This is a genomic window from Marinobacter sp. BW6 (genome assembly GCF_008107725.1).
Taxonomy (GTDB): Bacteria; Pseudomonadota; Gammaproteobacteria; order Pseudomonadales; family Oleiphilaceae; genus Marinobacter.
This window is the reverse complement of the sequence record NZ_VIRN01000064.1, coordinates 456,329-473,466: the sequence shown is the minus strand read 5'-3', so window position 1 is coordinate 473,466 and position 17,138 is coordinate 456,329. Positions and strand designations below refer to the sequence as shown.

At 57.7% G+C, this 17,138-nt stretch carries 14 protein-coding genes; 4 read left to right on the top strand and 10 right to left on the bottom strand.

What is annotated here, in order from left to right:
• Window positions 1-94: 94 nt before the first annotated feature.
• The 4 genes from acnA to FMN52_RS10725 all read right to left on the bottom strand — a co-directional run bounded on the left by acnA (window position 95) and on the right by FMN52_RS10725 (window position 7,183).
• The gene (gene acnA / locus FMN52_RS10740; RefSeq protein WP_148608618.1) at window positions 95-2,854 is read right to left on the bottom strand and encodes an aconitate hydratase AcnA; all 2,760 of its coding nucleotides are present in this window, start codon (window positions 2,852-2,854) and stop codon (window positions 95-97) included.
• A gap of 260 nt (window positions 2,855-3,114) precedes the next feature.
• A complete protein-coding gene (locus FMN52_RS10735; protein WP_148608617.1) occupies window positions 3,115-4,635 on the bottom strand; it encodes a methyl-accepting chemotaxis protein in 1,521 nt (506 codons plus the stop codon).
• Window positions 4,632-5,219, bottom strand: coding sequence for an SCO family protein (locus tag FMN52_RS10730; RefSeq protein ID WP_240339464.1), 588 nt, complete (start codon window positions 5,217-5,219; stop codon window positions 4,632-4,634). The genes FMN52_RS10735 and FMN52_RS10730 overlap by 4 nt, the downstream gene beginning before the upstream one ends.
• 170 nt (window positions 5,220-5,389) lie before the next feature.
• Window positions 5,390-7,183, bottom strand: coding sequence for an ABC transporter ATP-binding protein (locus FMN52_RS10725; RefSeq protein ID WP_240339508.1), 1,794 nt, complete (start codon window positions 7,181-7,183; stop codon window positions 5,390-5,392).
• 174 nt (window positions 7,184-7,357) lie between these two features.
• Between FMN52_RS10725 and FMN52_RS10720 the strand changes: the two genes are divergently transcribed.
• Window positions 7,358-8,812: a hypothetical protein gene (locus FMN52_RS10720; RefSeq protein WP_148608615.1), complete on the top strand. Its 1,455-nt coding sequence runs from the start codon at window positions 7,358-7,360 to the stop codon at window positions 8,810-8,812.
• A gap of 7 nt (window positions 8,813-8,819) precedes the next feature.
• On the opposite strand, the gene FMN52_RS10715 is transcribed toward FMN52_RS10720, so the two are convergent.
• The gene (locus FMN52_RS10715) at window positions 8,820-10,268 is read right to left on the bottom strand and encodes a rhomboid family intramembrane serine protease (RefSeq protein ID WP_148608614.1); all 1,449 of its coding nucleotides are present in this window, start codon (window positions 10,266-10,268) and stop codon (window positions 8,820-8,822) included.
• A 323-nt stretch (window positions 10,269-10,591) separates the two neighbouring features.
• Between FMN52_RS10715 and FMN52_RS10710 the strand changes: the two genes are divergently transcribed.
• Together FMN52_RS10710 and FMN52_RS10705 are read left to right on the top strand one after the other, a co-directional pair.
• On the top strand, window positions 10,592-11,032 hold the full coding sequence (locus FMN52_RS10710) for an OmpA family protein (protein ID WP_148608613.1): 441 nt from the start codon (window positions 10,592-10,594) through the stop codon (window positions 11,030-11,032).
• Window positions 11,033-11,332: 300 nt separating this feature from the next.
• On the top strand, window positions 11,333-11,986 hold the full coding sequence (locus FMN52_RS10705) for a DUF2202 domain-containing protein (RefSeq protein WP_162525032.1): 654 nt from the start codon (window positions 11,333-11,335) through the stop codon (window positions 11,984-11,986).
• 68 nt (window positions 11,987-12,054) lie between these two features.
• On the opposite strand, the gene FMN52_RS10700 is transcribed toward FMN52_RS10705, so the two are convergent.
• From FMN52_RS10700 to FMN52_RS10680, 5 genes are all read right to left on the bottom strand, one after another.
• Window positions 12,055-12,456 carry an MAPEG family protein gene (locus FMN52_RS10700; RefSeq protein WP_148608611.1) on the bottom strand — a complete coding sequence of 134 codons (402 nt, stop codon included), beginning with the start codon at window positions 12,454-12,456 and terminating at the stop codon, window positions 12,055-12,057.
• 2 nt (window positions 12,457-12,458) lie between these two features.
• Window positions 12,459-12,701, bottom strand: a complete 243-nt coding sequence (locus tag FMN52_RS10695) for a GlsB/YeaQ/YmgE family stress response membrane protein (protein WP_148608610.1) — start codon at window positions 12,699-12,701, stop codon at window positions 12,459-12,461.
• A 95-nt stretch (window positions 12,702-12,796) separates the two neighbouring features.
• Window positions 12,797-13,495, bottom strand: coding sequence for a 1-acylglycerol-3-phosphate O-acyltransferase (locus FMN52_RS10690; RefSeq protein WP_014578620.1), 699 nt, complete (start codon window positions 13,493-13,495; stop codon window positions 12,797-12,799).
• Window positions 13,496-13,543: 48 nt separating this feature from the next.
• Window positions 13,544-14,131, bottom strand: a complete 588-nt coding sequence (locus FMN52_RS10685; RefSeq protein ID WP_148608609.1) for a class GN sortase — start codon at window positions 14,129-14,131, stop codon at window positions 13,544-13,546.
• Window positions 14,128-16,242: a marine proteobacterial sortase target protein gene (locus tag FMN52_RS10680; RefSeq protein ID WP_148608608.1), complete on the bottom strand. Its 2,115-nt coding sequence runs from the start codon at window positions 16,240-16,242 to the stop codon at window positions 14,128-14,130. Before FMN52_RS10680 ends, FMN52_RS10685 begins: the two co-directional genes overlap by 4 nt.
• 193 nt (window positions 16,243-16,435) lie before the next feature.
• On the opposite strand from FMN52_RS10680, the gene pdsR reads away from it, so the two are divergent.
• Window positions 16,436-17,137, top strand: a complete 702-nt coding sequence (pdsR, locus tag FMN52_RS10675; RefSeq protein WP_148608607.1) for a proteobacterial dedicated sortase system response regulator — start codon at window positions 16,436-16,438, stop codon at window positions 17,135-17,137.
• The last annotated feature ends 1 nt before the right edge of the window (window position 17,138 follow it).

Below are 17,138 nucleotides of genomic sequence, written 5' to 3'. Positions count from 1 at the left end.
TCTCTCTCGTTTCTCTCTGGAATGTAACTGAAATTTGGCTTTGCAGATGAGTCTGGCATAGCGGCGGACCGCTATGCCTTACCAACTCATTCAATCAGGCGTTTCGCAGCATCTCTCTCACAACATAATGGAGGATGCCGCCATGCTTGAAGTAAACGGCTTCGTTGGCGGTATCAATCCGCGACTTCAGCTCACAGGTCTCGGTGGAACCGTCCTTGTATTTCACCGTCATCGTCAGGGTCTGGCCCGGCTTGATCTCGCCAGACAAGCCCTCGATGCTGATGGTTTCCTCACCGGTGAGCTTGAGGCTCTTGCGGTCCGTGCCTTCCGGGAACTGAAGTGGCATTACGCCCATACCGATCAGGTTCGAGCGGTGGATGCGCTCGTAGGATTCGGCCACCACGGCTTTGACACCCAACAAGCGGGTGCCCTTGGCCGCCCAGTCACGACTTGAGCCGGTACCGTATTCCTTGCCGGCAATGACCACCAGCGGCGTGCCCTGCTCCTGATACTTCATGGCTGCATCGTAGATCGCCATCTGGTCGCCGGTGGGCACGAATTTGGTGTAACCGCCTTCCACGCCGTCGAGCATCTCGTTCTTGATACGCACGTTGGCAAAGGTACCGCGCATCATGACTTCGTGGTTACCCCGGCGGGAGCCGTAGGAGTTGAAGTCTTTCGGCTCAACACCGTGTTCCTGCAGGTATTTACCGGCAGGAGTGTCCGGTTTGAAGGAACCGGCCGGGGAGATGTGATCGGTCGTTACCGAGTCTCCCAGCATCGCCAGGATGTTCGCATCCTGGATGTCCTCAATCGCATCCGGCTGTTCCTTGAGGCCCTCGAAGAACGGAGGATGCTGGATGTAGGTGGACTTGTCGGACCACTCGTACACCTTGCTTTCCGGCACCTTGATGGACTTCCAGGTGGCATCGCCGTCAAAGACTTCCGCGTACTCCTTGCGGAACATGTCGGTTTTCACCTTCTCTACTGCCTCGGCGATTTCCTGCTGACTGGGCCAGAGATCCTTCAGGTAAACCGGATTGCCATCCTTGTCTGCACCCAGCGGATCTTTGGAGAGATCCAGGCGAACGTTGCCCGCCAGCGCATAGGCCACCACCAGGGGCGGTGACGCCAGCCAGTTGGTTTTCACCAGCGGATGCACACGGCCTTCAAAGTTACGGTTACCGGAGAGTACCGAGGCCACGGTCAGATCACCGTCGCTGATGGCTTTCTCAACCGCGTCCGGCAAAGGCCCGGAGTTACCGATGCAGGTGGTGCAGCCATAGCCCACTAGGTTGAAGCCCAGCTTATCCAGATCATCCTGGAAACCGCCCACTTTCAGGTAATCAGTGACAACTTTGGAGCCCGGCGCCAGCGATGTCTTGACCCAGGGTTTGGTATTCAGCCCTTTCTCAACCGCTTTCTGGGCGATCAGACCGGCAGCCATCATCACGCTGGGGTTTGATGTGTTCGTGCAGGAAGTAATGGCGGCAATGACCACGGCGCCCGGATCCAGCCGGCTTTTCTCGCCGTTCATCTCAAGCGGTTGGCTGGCATGGTGCTCGTAGCTGTCATCGACGCCTACGGCAGTCTGGCCGCCCTCAGACTCAAGATTCGCCTCACGATTCTCCGCCGGTCCCTCGGCCGTTTCCATCAGCAGCTCAAAGGACGACTTCATGTTTTTCAGGGCAACACGATCCTGCGGGCGTTTAGGGCCGGCAAGGCTGGCCTCAACTTCGCCCATGTCGAGCTCCAGGTTGTCGGTATACACCGGCTCATGGCCGGGCTCTCGCCACAACCCCTGGGCCTTGGCGTAGGCTTCCACGAGTTCGAGTTGCTCTTCCTCGCGACCGGTCAGGCGCATGTATTTGATGGTCTGCTCATCCACCGGGAAGAAACCGCAGGTGGCGCCGTATTCCGGAGCCATGTTGGCGATGGTCGCCCGGTCTGCGACCGGCATGTCTTTCAGACCGTCGCCATAGAATTCCACAAACTTGCCCACCACGCCTTTTTTGCGCAGCATTTCGGTCACGGTAAGCACCAGATCTGTGGCGGTGATGCCCTCCCTGAGTTTGCCGGACACCTTGAATCCCACCACTTCCGGAATCAGCATGGAAACGGGCTGGCCCAGCATGGCGGCCTCCGCTTCGATACCGCCAACACCCCAGCCGAGGATGCCAAGGCCATTGATCATGGTGGTGTGTGAATCGGTGCCCACCAGCGTATCCGGATAGGCGATGGTCTTGCCATCCTGGTCCTTGTGCCAGACGGTCTTGCCGAGGTATTCCAGGTTCACCTGGTGGCAAATGCCGGTACCCGGCGGCACCACACGGAAGTTGTCGAAGGCCTGCTGCCCCCAACGCAGGAATTCATAGCGCTCCTGGTTGCGCTCCATTTCGATGGCCACGTTGTCCTTGAACGAGGACGCATCACCAAACTTGTCCACCATCACCGAGTGATCGATCACCAGATCCACCGGCGACAGCGGGTTGATCATGGCCGGGTCCTTACCAGCGGCTTTTACCGCCTCGCGCATGGCGGCCAGATCGACAACCCCCGGCACACCGGTGAAATCCTGCATCAACACACGGGCAGGCCGGAACTGGATTTCAGTGTCGGAATGACGATCCTTCATCCACTGAACCATGGCGTCAATGTGGCTTCTGTCTACGGTGGTGCCATCCTCATTGCGCAGAAGGTTTTCCATCAGCACTTTGAGCGAAAACGGCAGGCGATTCAGGTCGCCGAGGGTGTCCGCAGCCTTGGGCAGGCTGTAGTAATGAAAGGTTTTACCGCCAGCATCCAGGCTGGAAAGGGTATTCAGACTGTCTTTGCTGAGACTTTCGTTCGACATGTGGTGCCTCCTTTTTCGTCGTTATCCGCGTATTCCGGAAGGCTCTTTCGAAGCCCTTTCAGCAACGCATCGACCGGGAAAGCAATCCCATACCGGGCAATAGCCTGATGAAAGGACTCCACAGCGTGAAGTCACCTTTAACTATTGCAGCAATTAACGAGAGTTCAACCGCGGGCCAGTGAATGTTCGGCATCAGCGCGGTGAATATCAGACCAACGTCGGAGAGCCGGGCGACTCTCCGACATCAGTTCCTGGAAGGCTTAGATGCGATAAAGCTTCACCAGTTCATTCAGTTTTTCGGTGACCGACTCAAGCCCCGTCGCCATGGTTCCGACCCGCTCAGCCTCAGACACCACATCGTTGTTGCGGTTAGCGATGGAATGAATATTCTCGTTGATCTGAAGCGACGTTGCTGCCTGTTCCTCCGAGGCCGAGGCAATCTGGTAATTCATTCTGGAAACCTCGTTAATGGCAGCTTCAACCTCGCGGATTGCCTCGCCGGTTTCCCGTATCGCCCGCGTGGATTCCGCAGACCGGGTCCTCCCCATCGCCATGGATGCCTTGGTGGCTTCGGAGATCTCGCTCAGTTCGCCAACGGTCGCTCGAATCTGGTCAGTAAACTCCTGTGTGCGAAGCGAAAGCGCTCGGACCTCATCCGCTACCACCGAGAACCCACGGCCATGCTCGCCTGCCCTGGCTGCTTCAATGGCGGCGTTCAGGGCCAGCAGATTGGTCTGCTCGGAAATCGCGTTGATCGAACCGACCACAGAGGCAATGGATTCAATTTTTTCGCTCAGCTCATCGACCCTGCTGGCGCTGCTTTCGAGCGCTTCATCCGTGGCCTCGGTCAGTTTCGACGCATTGATCATGGCTTCACCACCCCGGCCGGCAGCACTGGACGCATTGCTGGCCGCATCGGACGCTTGCTGCGCGTTACTGGCCACTTCCTGGATACTGGCAGACATTTCGTTGGTTGCCGTGGCCGCCTGATCGGTCTGGACCTGCTGCTCATTGGCGATCTGCGTGGTGGCATCACTGACGCCGGTCATTTCATCAGCGTTTGCGCGCAGTTGCTCTGACAATTCTCTGAGCTTGGCAATCAAGTCAACGAACCGCTCAAGCATGTTATTGAACGAACTGGCGGTCACGCTCTTGTCCGTATCATCAAGACGGGACGTCAGATCGTTGTTGCTGTCGAACCCCCGGATAATCTCGATAATCTGGATAGACTGCTTTTGCTCCGCACCCATTCGAATTGCAAAGAACACAAGAATCGCCGCCTCAAACACCACAAAGGCAGCGTGCAGAAACGCCATTGACCAGCTGCAGTCGTAGTTGTAGATCATCAATGGCATATCACCCAGCGATGCCCCGCTGAGCTGAAGACCTGTTAACACCAGGTGATGAACGGCGATGGTACCCGCCGCCACCACGACCGGCAGCCAATCCCGATAAATGATGACCAGGGCAAGGGCGGCAAAAATGTGGAAGTGCATTTCAATACGCCCCATCTGGGCCTGGATCATGATGGCGGAGAGGAGCATCAGGCAGGCTGCAAACAGCAACGAGAGCGGGCGGGTTCCACGCATGGTGACGAACCCGGCTACTGCAAGACCGCCAACCAGTAACGATGCAACCAGAGCAAAGGTCGTTGTCCCATAGCCCATGGGCACCAGCAATCCGACCACCGGCACATGGGCCAGCAGGATCATCAGCATCTGGCGATCGGTGCGCTCCCGGATTTCAACTTCATAAGATTGACTGTTTACCGCTGTAGTCATGTAGAACTCTCGCTATTGTTTTCTTTCAACAAGCGGCGAATATCCTGTTCAACCAGCTCAAGGTTCAAATCTGGCGTGGTGTAAACCAGCCTTCTATAAAAATCCGATGTCACCACATGCAGTCTTGCGCTGTGGGCGATTAAATCGTTCGCTTCACCACCATTCTTAACGGCAAAATCGTTGTAAGCTGAAGCCAGTTCTTGGGCAGCCCGGTGATTATCCGGCCGGTAGGCCCGGAACGAATGACCAAGTCCCGCGACCGTTTGCCGAAGCGCTTCTGCCGTGTCGTTTTCAGGGTCAAGGGTGACAAACAGGAATTCGACTTTCGCGCCCTTCAAACGCTGGCTCAGATCAATCAGATTGACCAGTTGGACCGGACAAACGGTCCCGCATTGGCGATAACCAAAGAAAATAACGGCAAGTCCATTCTCGGGAGGCCGATAGCCGTTCAGGTTCTCACCGGGCTCATCGATCGCCATGCCGTAGAAGCCGCTGTTGTTGAGCAACGACGGCAGCACGGGGAGCGCGAGCGCCAGCAGGAACGCTGCGGCGAAAAGCAGAATAGTTGGGGTTTTCCTGTTCACGTGTCCTATCCATCAGAGATCGCCGCAAGTTTGCAGAGAAAGTTAAGATCGGACTATAGGTGCATTACACAGCACTACGACCAAACAACTTGCAGTTGCAATCTTTTACGGACGCAAAAAGCGACAGATCAATTTTTGTTGTAAGGAAAAGTAAGCTTTAAGGAGGCTGATTACATCTGACGTTCGCCGTAGAGCTGGGCGTACAACCCCTCCCTGGCAATCAGCTCATCGTGATGGCCTTCTTCAATGATTCTACCGTCCTCGAAAACACAGGCACGACCTGCCTGTTTAACGGCGCTGAGGCGATGGGCAATGATCAGGGTGGTGCGCTGTTTCAGGAACGCTTCAAGGTCCCGATGCAGCTGGAACTCGGTTTCCGCATCCAGCGCTGAGGTGGCCTCATCCAGGATTACTACCGAGGGTTCGGACAGGATCATCCGGGCAATGGCCAGCCGTTGACGCTGGCCGCCAGACAACCGCACGCCCTGACGGCCGATCACCGTATCGAGCTGGTCATGCATGGCCGCAACTGTGGAATCCAGCTGGGCAATTCGCAGGGCGTCCCAGAGTGCCGCGTCGGGCTTGTCCCGCCCAAGAGTCAAATTCTGGCGAACGGTATCGTTGAACAGCGCCGGGTGCTGGAGCACCGTCGCCACATGCTCCCGAAGGCACGGCAAGCCGATACGCTGAACCGGCACGCCATCAATCAGCACCTCACCCTGCTGGGGCGTATACATGCCCAGGATGACCTGAATCAGGGTGGATTTACCGCCGCCACTGGCCCCCACCAGCGCCACCTTTTCGCCGGGCGCCAACTCCAGGTTGATGCCCCGAAGGACCTCTTCCTCGCCGTAGGCAAAGTGGATATTCCGTAGGGTGAGCCCCACGGTATGCCGGTCGCGAAACGGGTTCTCAAGCGCGGGATAGCGGGGCTCTTCTTTCAGTTCCAGCAATCGGTTAATCCGCGCCAGGGCGGCATTGGCGGCGAACCAGGCGTACTGCATGTTCAGCATTTCCTGAACCGGCGTCAGCATAAACCAGAGATAGCCGAAAATGGCGAACATCATGCCGATGCTCAGGTCGCTGAACAGCACGGTGATCATGGCCGCAGCGCGGAACGCATCGACACCGAACTGGAACAGGGCAAAGCTGGCCCGGCTGGCCGCGTCACTGCGCCATTCAAACTGTATGGCGTGGTCACGGACGTTGCGGGCGCGGTCGATCAGCTGGCGCAGGTAATGCTTTTCCCGGTTGGCAGCCCGCAGTTGATGAATGGCATCCAGGGTTTCCGTGAGGTCCCCCTGGAATTCCTCGTAGGCACTGTTTTCCCGCCGCTTCAGTTCCTTGACCCGCTTGCCGATCAGAATCGTGGCGAAGATCACCAGCGGGTTGAACAGCAGAATCAGAAGGGCCAGCTGCCAGTGCACCCAGAGCAGCACCAGAGCGGTACCGAATACCGTGAGACTGGCCACCAGGAAACGGCTGATGGTGGTGCCCAGAAATTGGTCAACGGTATCCAGATCGGTAATAAAGTGACTGCTGATTCCGCCAGAACCGCGAGTCTCGTACTCCGACATGGCAACTCGCTGCAAACGCCCCAGCAGGCGGGACCGGATGCGGAACACCACATCCTTGGAAACCTTGGAAAACTCCCGGGACTGCAAGACGTTGAACGACAGTGCCGCCACACGAAGCAGAAATGCCACCACAACCATCAGGCCGATATAGACCACCGGTGTTTCCCAGCTCCCCGGCAGGAAGGAATCCATAACCGGTAACACCGGGCCAGGCTCGTCCAGCAGCACTTCGTCCACCAGAACCGGCAGCAGCAGCGGCACCGGCACACTCATAACGGTGGCCATGATGGCCAGCAGATTGGCGCGCACCAGTCTGGGCTTGTGCTTGAGCGCAAGACCGAAGATACCCCGCCAGGTGTACTGCTGCCGGGTTCCACGGGTGTCGATACCCGTTACGCTGTTCTGGGGGTGTTCCAAGCAACCTCCGGATAATGAAATGTGCCGGGTTGGATACGCCCGGGAACTCGCAATAGTCTACCTGTTAACTGGTTTGCTGCGCTCAAAACCGACATCTGTCATCATGAGCCAACGATTTTCTGATGGACCAGGACACAAGCACCTGTGAAACACGATTGCCACTACCATCCCGGCGACCCCGCCAAATGGCACTGCGGAGAGTGCCAGATTCACTATTGCAGCCGTTGCATGCCCGATGCCGACACCCGGCAGCGACGCGCGTTGTGCCCACACTGCAGCAAGGCCATGCGCTACCTGGGTGCCGCCACCGAGGTGGTCCCCTTCTGGCAACGGCTCGGTGCCTTTTTCCGCTACCCGTTCCATACCGATCCGCTGATCGTTATCGCCATCTGTACCCTGGTGCCGGTGGTTGCCCCCGCCAACCTGATTGGTGTTCTGATCTGGCTGGTGCTGGCACTGGCCCTGTTCAAGTACACCTATGCGGTGATCAACCACACCGCAGAAGGCCATCTTAAACCGCCGGCCGTGTCCGTCGCCTTCACCGGCAGCGGGTTTGATATTGTCATCCTGCAGTTACTGGTGTTCGTGCTCATGGGCGGGCTGGTTGGCGCTGCCGCCATGCTCGGCGGCCCGGTCCTGATGCTGCTGGCGCTGGCGTTTGTGGTCCTCGCGTTGCCGGCCAGCATCATGGTACTGGCCATGGAGCGCTCGGTTGGCGCGGCGGTGAATCCAATGAATCTGGCGGTGCTGATCTCGCGAATTGGCACTCCCTATTTCCTGCTCTACGGTTACCTGATCCTGCTGACCCTCGCCTCCGGCGCTGCCCAGGACTTTGCCGTCAATCACTTCCCGTTCTGGGTGGCCCAGCCCCTGGCCGGTTTTCTGAACAGTACCTTCACCCTGATCCTGTTCCACATGCTCGGCTATCTGCTGTTCCAGTATCAGGAAGAGCTGGGGTTCGCCTCGGATATCCAGGGTGAAACCAGCGGCCAGGACACCCATCAGCGCGACCGCACCGCCCGCTTCGATGCCGATATCGACATGAACCTGAAAGACGGCAACTACGACCGGGTGCAGAGTATGCTGAAGGAAGCGCTGAAACGGGACCGGGACAATGCCGTGAGAATCGGTCAGCTTTACCAACTACTAACGGCCCGCCAGGACACCGAGGAACTTTACCGCTACCACCCACGCATCCTGGGCTGGCTGGCCGACCGAAACGACGGGGAAGGCATAGCCGGTGTTCTGGCTACGCTCCAGCAGGCGGAGCCCGGCTTCAAACTGGAGGACCCGGACCTGCTGGTGCGCTGCGCCAGGGCCCTGTATCACCGGGGCCAGTTCAAACCGGCCTTACGATTGCTGCAGGATTTCCACAAGCGCTTCCCGGACAGCGAACAGCTGGCCCCAGCCTATCTGCTGGTGGCCCAGACTCTGGCGAACGGTTTGTCCCAGTGGGAAAAAGCGACGGCCTTTCTGACGTTTATCCAGAAAAAGTGCGTGAATCATCCGCTGCATGAGCAGATCACGGTTTATCTGGAACAGGCGCAGAATAAAGAGCCGCTGAAGGGGCCCAAGGCGTCTTTTTCGGTTCAGGAGTAAGACTAGGTCAGTTGGCCTGCAATAATTGACGGTAATGACGAGCCTTGGGCGCCATCTGGCGCTTTTCAAACTCTTCCACCAACAACCGACAGGCCTCGGTTGTCAGCATGTCATCGCCCGTGCTTCTAAGCCGCTCGAAGGCTTTCTCCGCAGACTTGAGATCGTGCTGTTTGAGACTCGTGAACAAGACGCGGTTGTGATCCTCCGGAGCCAATGGCTGATAGCTCTCCCCTTTGCCCAGGTATTCCTGCCAGATGGCAATCATCTGCTCCGGCTGGCGGCGACTAAGGGCGTCGTTCATTAGCTCTTTGGCACGCTCACGGTAGGCGGGCAGGTCCGGTCGGAGTTTGGCCAACTGGTAGAGATGCTCGAGCAGAATGTGGCGTTCCGGGTAGTGCTCACGCAAAGCCTCGAATTGCCGCCGTGCCAGATCGAATTCCATCCGGCCCAGGCTGGCCATGGCCTGGGCGTAGCCGGTGGTAAAGCGGGCATCCTGCTCTTCCTCTTCCGGCTCGAAGAATTCCTCGCGGACCTGCAGCCAGCTCTTGCCCAGCAGCCAGACCAGCCCGGCGCCGGCGATCAGACCGCCCGCATGGGCCATGTAGGCGATACCGGTGGCGCCGGCATACCAGTAATCGTAGATTTCCTTGCCAACCCAGACAGGAAGCAGGGCAATGGCGGGTGCCCGGAAGTAGTTGAAATAGACACCCAGAAAATAGAAGAAACGGATTTTCTGTAACCCGTAGATGGCCACGTACATGCCCATCAGTCCCGAAATTGAACCTGAGGCCCCCACCAATGGCACATAGCTGCCCGCAGAAACTGCGGTAAACATCAGACCTGAAAGGGCACCACATACCAGGTAGGCAATCAGGTACCGGCCGGGCCCGAGGGCTTTTTCAACGGTAAAGCCGAGCAGGAACAGGAAGATCAGGTTCCCGATGATGTGGCCCCAGCCACCGTGTAAAAACTGGTAGGTAATCAGGGTATACAGCGACAGATCGGCAGGGACCAGCCCGAGCTGGTTGGCACTCAGTTTCTGGAGGTACTGCTGCTCGATGGCACTGCGCTGTTCCTGCCAATGCGCCCTTTGTGCTGGCGCCCAGATGACATCCTGATTCTGTCGGAGGTATTGGTAAAACTCCCGATCCATCATCAGGTTGATGGCGAGCCAGAAGTTTTCGTTCTCTTCCCGGAGTTGTTGGAACTGCTGAAGCTCGTAGACCCGGCTTTCTTCCCCCTGAAACTGGATTTGCCGCTGCAGGTAATCCTCGTAGGCCGGCGCCTCCAGCTGATGGAGATCGGCGTCCAGGTATTGCTCAACGGCTTGCTCAAGCTTGCCGCTGTCGTCTCCCTGATAGAACAGAAAAACCAGAAGGCAGGCCATGATCAGGCCAAGGGTGACCCAAGGCGGACGTTTCCAGTTGATGGCGTTTTCGGCGGGGATAATCAGCATGGGCGGTCACAATTCATCATAATCTGTCCCTGAAAGTCTGCTTTTTACCACAGCCGCGCCTTCTTTTCGCGTTCAAATGGAATCCAGCGCAAAGGTCGTTGTGGGTCAATCCCGGAAATGTGGCACACACCACAGAGTCGGAAAAGCCCGAACAACCGGCCCGACTGTCATTGGGACGTCACACAAATGACATTTAATCGCTTCCATCGACGGACTGTGCCGGGACACGTATCGACCTTTCGCCAATTGCCGTTATTCCTGCTCCGGCCAATAGTGAGCGTGAATAACAAGAAAAACCGGATACCGAACCAAGGATTTTTCAGATGACCGTACTTGTATTGGATAACCCGGGCCTGATTGCCAACGCTGCGATAGCCGCAGGCTTCACACCTGCCACCTTCGAGACCGGAGCCCGGCGCCCTCACCGCATGAAGTTCCATTACGGCTTCAATAAACACTCTGTGGACAGCGATGACATTGCATTCCTGCAACAACATGCCGCATACCTGAAGGAACATCCTTCAGTAAGCGTCAGAATTCATGGCCACTCCGACAACTTTGGCTCGGAAGACTACAACCGGTTTCTCTCGCGATTGCGGGCCAATACAGTGGCGCGGATTCTCATGCAGGAAGGCGTTCCGGAATCCCGGATTCTTATGAGTCACTGGGGCTCAGCCCGACCACTGGCAAGACCGGAAGACCGAGCAGCCAACCGGCGCGTTGAGCTCGAATACCTGGCTCTGGACGTGGCTCAGGCGCTCTGAACCGAGGCCCCCGCCAAACAGACCGCCCCGGCTTCCTGTGCAGCGGGGGCGGATGCAGTTTTTGCGAATATGGAAAGCCCAAACGGGACAGAGCTGCCCTTCTCCCGAAATCTAAACTATTCCCATTTTAATGGCATTAAACAGATAACTCCCATTAAGAGTGGAAATTATTATTCCAACAAATCAACGACTTAGTTACAAAAAAGAAAGCAAACTTACGTTTATTTAACGAACCTTTTGCCCCAAATCCTCGTCTTAGTGATGTATCCAGGGTTCAACTACCTGACTAGAGAGGTCACTATGAACGTAAAACCCTTCATCTCTGCCGCACTCATTGGTTCGATGTTTTTTACCGGCGCCGCAATCGCAGCGGGCGGCCCCCGCAATGGCGACGGCGGAGGTCGATCGGCAGACACCGCCACATCGGAAGACCTGACCACCATTGAGGTCAGCGACCTGCAGTTCATGCGGGAAGAGGAAAAACTGGCCCGGGACGTTTATCTGACCATGGACCAGTACTGGGGAGACAGAACGCAGGTCTTTGCCAAAATCGCACTTTCTGAAGAAACCCACACCAGCTCAGTGAATTACCTGTTGGAAAAGTTCGATGTTGAAGATCCGGTCGTGAACGACACGATCGGCGTATTCACCAATGAGGAACTTCAGGCTCTTTACGACGAACTGGTGGCCAAGGGCAAGAACTCGTTTATTGATGGCCTGTATGTCGGAGGTCTGATTGAGGAAAAGGATATGATAGATATCCTGGCCGCCATCAACCAGACCGATGAGCGCGCCATCATCCTGGCTTACTCCAACCTGCTGGATGGTTCAAAAAGCCACCTGAGGGCCTTTGTAGACGTCATTGAGGCCCAGGGTCTGACGTATGAGGCTCAGGTCCTGGATGAGGAGGAAGTGGAGCTGATCCTTGAGGACGAGAGCCAGGTTGAAGACTGATCGGTCGTAGACTCGGGCTCCCATAACCAACAGGGGGCGGCCACTGGCCGCCCCCTGCTTTTTTACCTTTAGCCGTAAACCTGCCAGACGTTCCATAGCAGCATCAACGCTGCCAACAGAATCGCCAGCCAGGTCAGCAGAATACCCACCATTCGGGCCCAGTGGGGGCCGCCGCGACCATTGATCATGCCAAAGGCATGCAGAATACGGCCAACCACTAATCCCATGCCGGTCCAGTAGATCAACCCACTGGCAACGCCGTTTAGCTCAGCGATTGCCAGCATGATCAGGCCAATTGGCGCGTACTCCACCAGGTTGGCATGAGCCCTTACAGCAGCTTCGAAGTCCCGATCATCGGTGATGCCCAGGCCCTTTTTGTATTTCAGACGAAACTTGACGACCTGAGCCGACAACACCAGCAGAAGAATGCCGATGACTGCGGCGAACACTCCGGTTACGGGAACGATCATGCTCAGCCCTTCTTGATTGCACTGACGATCGCGAGGAGTAGCACAGCGCCTACCGTCGCGGTCACCAGCTCACCGACAGCGCCCTGGGCCGCCAGACCCAAAAGCCGGAAAACGAAACCACCAATGAAAGAACCGACAATACCAATACCGATGTTGGCCAGGACGCCAAAACCACGGCCTTTCATGATCAGGCCCGCCAGCCAGCCGGCTACACCGCCAATAATCAGAAACAGAATCAGATTCATCTCTTGCCTCTCCCTGAGGGTCGTTGAACGAAACGATCAGTCCCGCAAGACTGCCCTGTTTACCGAAGTGCTTCAAGCACTTCCAGACGAGGCGATTACAGTGTGGCAATCGTCTCCGACATTTTTTTGTGGCAACGCTCGATCAGCTCCGGAATATCGTCAGCCGTGAGACCCTCGGTTTCAATGGGCGGCAGTACCCGAATGGCCACTGACTCACGCCGGCCGGTCCAGCCGACGGCCTCATCGGCGTACTCCTGAACACAGACCATGGTGATGGGAGCGCCCGATGCTACCGCTGCGTGAAACGCGCCTTTCTTGAATTTCTGCAGTCCCCGACCTCTGCTGCGAGTGCCTTCGGGGAAAACCCAGAGACTTTTCCGATCCCGGGCAATGGCACTGCTCGTGGCCTTCATAACCGCAATGGCCTTATGGGAACGTCCGCGATTGAGGATAACGTTGCCGCCCAGCCAGAACACTTGGCCAAAGAAGGGCACCCACACCAGTGATGATTTGCCGACTGTCACGGTGCGAGGCGGCAACAGGTCGCCCACAACAAACAAATCGTCATTGTGCTGATGATTGGCAATGACGACGGTGGGCCGATCCTGAGGCATGTTTTCCCAGCCTTCCAACGGGCGCTCCATACCCAGGACTGCCCGCCCGAAACGGGCCACAACACGCGCCAGGATACGATTGTTATCCGGATTGAACGGCCTTGCCGCGTAGAACACCAGCGCAAACAGGCAGATGATCGGCACGCTCAGCCACGCCAGCAGTTTTCTGATAATACCCATGCAACCAAACTCTGCAGCCAAATTCTGGCGCACAAGTGTACGCCAACTTTATATTCCGGCAACAGTGTCAATTTGTTCCCTTTGTTTGCCTTTTGCCGAGGCCCTGACGACATATCGTAGCGGTCCGCCGGCGTCGACACTGTCGAACGGGTAACAGGTAACCAGCAGAAGCGTTCCCTCCGGCAAACGCTGGGTATCAATCAGCTCTGAACGGCTGTCCACCACCCGGGCGCCCTCGACAAGGTAACTCTGCCAGCGGCCATTCCGGGCCTGCAAACGAACCTCATTGCCGGTCTCCAGCGCTTTCAGCCTCCGGAAATGCGTATCCCGGTGCCCGGCAATGACCACGGTTCCGCCATCGCCGCTACCGGTTAACCGACCCGGCCCGAAGGCCAGGCTCTCGCCATGGGTATCGGCCAGAACAATCATTGAGTCGTTCAGCTCCGGAATAGCCAGCCGGGCTACCGGCCAGGTGTCCGCCCACGGCCAGGGGCGCGATTCCATCTGCCGGGCCTGGCTTTCCGCCCAGGCGATTTCCAGTAATTCCTGGGCGATAACCGCCTTGAGCGGAATCCATAACCCGAATACCAACAAGGTAGCAGAGCTGGTCAATAACAGAAGCAGCAGCCGTGTCATGAGAATGCCCTCCTCTGCAGCAACACAATCGCCAGGGAGAACATCAGCCCGACCAGCCCGAGCGCGATCAGCAACGGCGCTGATGTCGCCGTCTGCGGATAACGCAGCATGCCGGCCTGGCTGCCCGCTGGCAGAAGAGTGGGCAAATTATCCGATTCCATTGGCGCCTCTGAAGTTCGAGCGGTTGTGGAATCCACCGCCACAAAACTGGTGTAGGCAGACATCAACCCGTGGGTGACTGCCAGTTCGGTAATGCCTGACTTGTCCGGCTCCCCACCCGTGACTTTCGCTTCATCCTCCAGGCTGTCGATCTTCTCACGCGCCCAGTGCCGATGCAGCCCCGTTGCGGAAGCGGCCTGCTGAAGGTCCAATGCCCTGCTCCAGTTCTTGCCACCCGGCAGGCGACCCGATACCTCAAGCTCCCCCATGGGCGGGACTCCCCGAACCACGTGAATCAGTGGTTCGCCCTGAAACAGATCACCAGGGCGCTTCGGGAAAGACTCCTTACCTGTTTTCTGCCCTGGCCAGTCGACCCGAATATCCGTCAAAACCGGCGACTCCATGGCGGAAAACAAGGCCTGCAGAGGACCGTCCACATCAGAAGGCGAGTGGATCGCCGTGTAGGTACCGCGACCCCAGCGGGCGGCCTCACGCATGAAATGCCGGTTTGGCGCAGTACCAATCCCCACCGTGAACAATCGCTGGTTGCCCAGCTGCTGGCGGATCTGGCTGAAAAGCGCTGCCTCATTACCCACTGCGCCATCAGTAATAAAGATCACCTGACGCACCCGCGCCCCGTCTTCAGTCTGGCTTTCACTTTCAAGAGCCCTGGACAGAGCGGGCGCCATCTCCGTACCGCCGTCAGCCCTTAGCCGATCAACATACTGGCGGGCCCGGGCGAGGTTATTGCCGGTGGCCACTTCCGGCTGCATGAACAGGGAATGGGTCTGGCTGTTGAACTGGATCACGTTAAACCGGTCTCGCGGCGTCAGCGTTTCCAGACCGGCCTGAAGGGCACTTCGGGCCTGGCGGATCGATTCGCCCGCCATGGACCCGGAGGTATCGATCACGAAGACCAGATCCCGGGGCAGCGCCATGGTGCCGTTTTCACCTGGCACCAGCATGGCCATGAGGTAGTTCTCCCCTTCCCAGGACTGGTGAAATACCGCTGCGGAGGGTTCCTGCCCGGCGACCGGGCGCCACCGCACCACGAAATCACGATTCATCAGGATCTCGCCGCCATCGGGACGCACCGTGAACGTCTGGCCATCCTGACGGGTAGCAAGACGGTGCGACGGGCTGGAGACACTCTCCAGCGGCAGCCCGGAATCAATCACCAGATTGATCAGCGCCCGGTGGCTGTCGGCCGCCACATCAGCTGGATTTACCGTAAACGGACTGATGGCACCGGCATCCGGCACCTCGGTCGTCGGCAGTGCCCAACCGCCTTGCCACTGATCGGGTGCATTGCGAACTGGCGCTCCCGGCATGAAACGCGGCGTCAGCGTGGTCGGAACAGTGAGCTCGAACACGCCGGCCTGATACTGCACCGGTTGCTGATATTTCAGCTCCACCGACACCGTCTCCCCCGGCGGTATGTTGGCAACTCGGGCAGTGAACAGGTTCGGACGCTGCTGCTCAACATTCGCCGCATGCTGCCCGGCCTCTTTTGCCTTCTCATAGGTCCGACGCGCCGTCTCTTTCGGCTGCACCTTGCCCTCAACGGTCCGCTCCCCCACCTTCATGGTCAGACCATAGACACTGGCCTTTTCGGGCAACGGGAACACGAAAATGCCCTCCCGCCACTGGTCACTGGTATTCCGGAAACTGCGCAGCAACCGGGTGTCGGCAATCAACCCACTGACCTGTATGTCGAACTCGCTGTCCAGCACCAGCGCCGGTTCCTGCCATTGCCCCTGGCCGTCGACAAAATGCAATTGGCCGACGTTGTCTGCCTCATTGGCTTCGGCATAGAGGGGGTGAACAAACAGCATCAGCAAAACTGCCAGCCAGAGGCTGACACCCTCCAGAAAGCGCTTGAACCGCAGTCGCTGGCGTCTGGTAACTGGGGCTGGAGCACAAAGCCTGAGAGGAGAACTGGAAATAATCATGAGAGAATCCTTGTGACTGCATGACTGTGCGAAACACCGCCATTTCAGCAATCCGGAAAGGAACTCCCATGGCAGAAAGCGACAAACCGCCCTCAAAAAATGATGAATTATGGCAACAACGCCCTTCGCCCTTGTTATCAAAACCTGCCGTGGTTAAATAGGCACACACCGGCAAGGGGACGCAGCCGCCACCATGAAGAAACACATTGTACTGATCGAAGACGAACCGGCTATCCGCGACAACTACCGCGCCGCATTCGAGCGCCGGGGCTATCGTGTGACTGCCCATGGCGACCGGTCTTCTGCCTGGCAGGTGCTGCGTCAGTCACTGCCGGACCTGGCCATCATTGATGTCGGCCTGGGCGACGAACCGGAAGGCGGCTTTGCCCTGTGCCAGGATCTGCGGTCACTGTCCCAGACCCTGCCCATCATCTTCCTGACCGCCCGTGACAGCGACATCGATTCCGTCCACGGCCTTCGTCTTGGCGCCGACGACTATGTCACCAAGGACATGAGCCTCGACCACCTACTGGCGCGGGTTACCGCCCTGCTCAGACGGGCCGATGCCTGGTCCGAAGCCCTCCAGAAGCCGGACGAAGTTCTCCAGCGGGGCAAACTCACCCTTAATGTGGATCGCATGACGGTCGCCTGGGAGGAAACGCCCATCGACCTGACCGTCACCGAATTCTGGATGCTTCACTCGCTGGTCCAGCACCCGGGCCATGTCCGCAGTCGGGAGCAGCTGATGGAAGCGGCCAGCACGGTGCTGGACGACAACACGGTCACTTCCCACATTAAACGCATCCGCCGCAAATTCTCGCAGCTGGATGAGACCTTCGATGGTATCCAGACCGCCTACGGCATGGGTTACCGCTGGAACGCCCGTGAGGTCTGAG

Excerpts from the sequence above, each read along its gene's own strand:
- FMN52_RS10685 (WP_148608609.1), bottom strand. The coding sequence starts at position 14,131 with ATGACACGGCTGCTGCTTCTGTTATTGACCAGCTCTGCTACCTTGTTG.
- FMN52_RS10680 (WP_148608608.1), bottom strand. The coding sequence starts at position 16,242 with ATGATTATTTCCAGTTCTCCTCTCAGGCTTTGTGCTCCAGCCCCAGTT.
- FMN52_RS10695 (WP_148608610.1), bottom strand. The coding sequence starts at position 12,701 with ATGAATCTGATTCTGTTTCTGATTATTGGCGGTGTAGCCGGCTGGCTG.
- FMN52_RS10690 (WP_014578620.1), bottom strand. The coding sequence starts at position 13,495 with ATGGGTATTATCAGAAAACTGCTGGCGTGGCTGAGCGTGCCGATCATC.
- FMN52_RS10710 (WP_148608613.1), top strand. The coding sequence starts at position 10,592 with ATGACCGTACTTGTATTGGATAACCCGGGCCTGATTGCCAACGCTGCG.
- FMN52_RS10715 (WP_148608614.1), bottom strand. The coding sequence starts at position 10,268 with ATGCTGATTATCCCCGCCGAAAACGCCATCAACTGGAAACGTCCGCCT.
- pdsR (WP_148608607.1), top strand. The coding sequence starts at position 16,436 with ATGAAGAAACACATTGTACTGATCGAAGACGAACCGGCTATCCGCGAC.
- FMN52_RS10700 (WP_148608611.1), bottom strand. The coding sequence starts at position 12,456 with ATGATCGTTCCCGTAACCGGAGTGTTCGCCGCAGTCATCGGCATTCTT.
- FMN52_RS10735 (WP_148608617.1), bottom strand. The coding sequence starts at position 4,635 with ATGACTACAGCGGTAAACAGTCAATCTTATGAAGTTGAAATCCGGGAG.
- FMN52_RS10705 (WP_162525032.1), top strand. The coding sequence starts at position 11,333 with ATGAACGTAAAACCCTTCATCTCTGCCGCACTCATTGGTTCGATGTTT.
- acnA (WP_148608618.1), bottom strand. The coding sequence starts at position 2,854 with ATGTCGAACGAAAGTCTCAGCAAAGACAGTCTGAATACCCTTTCCAGC.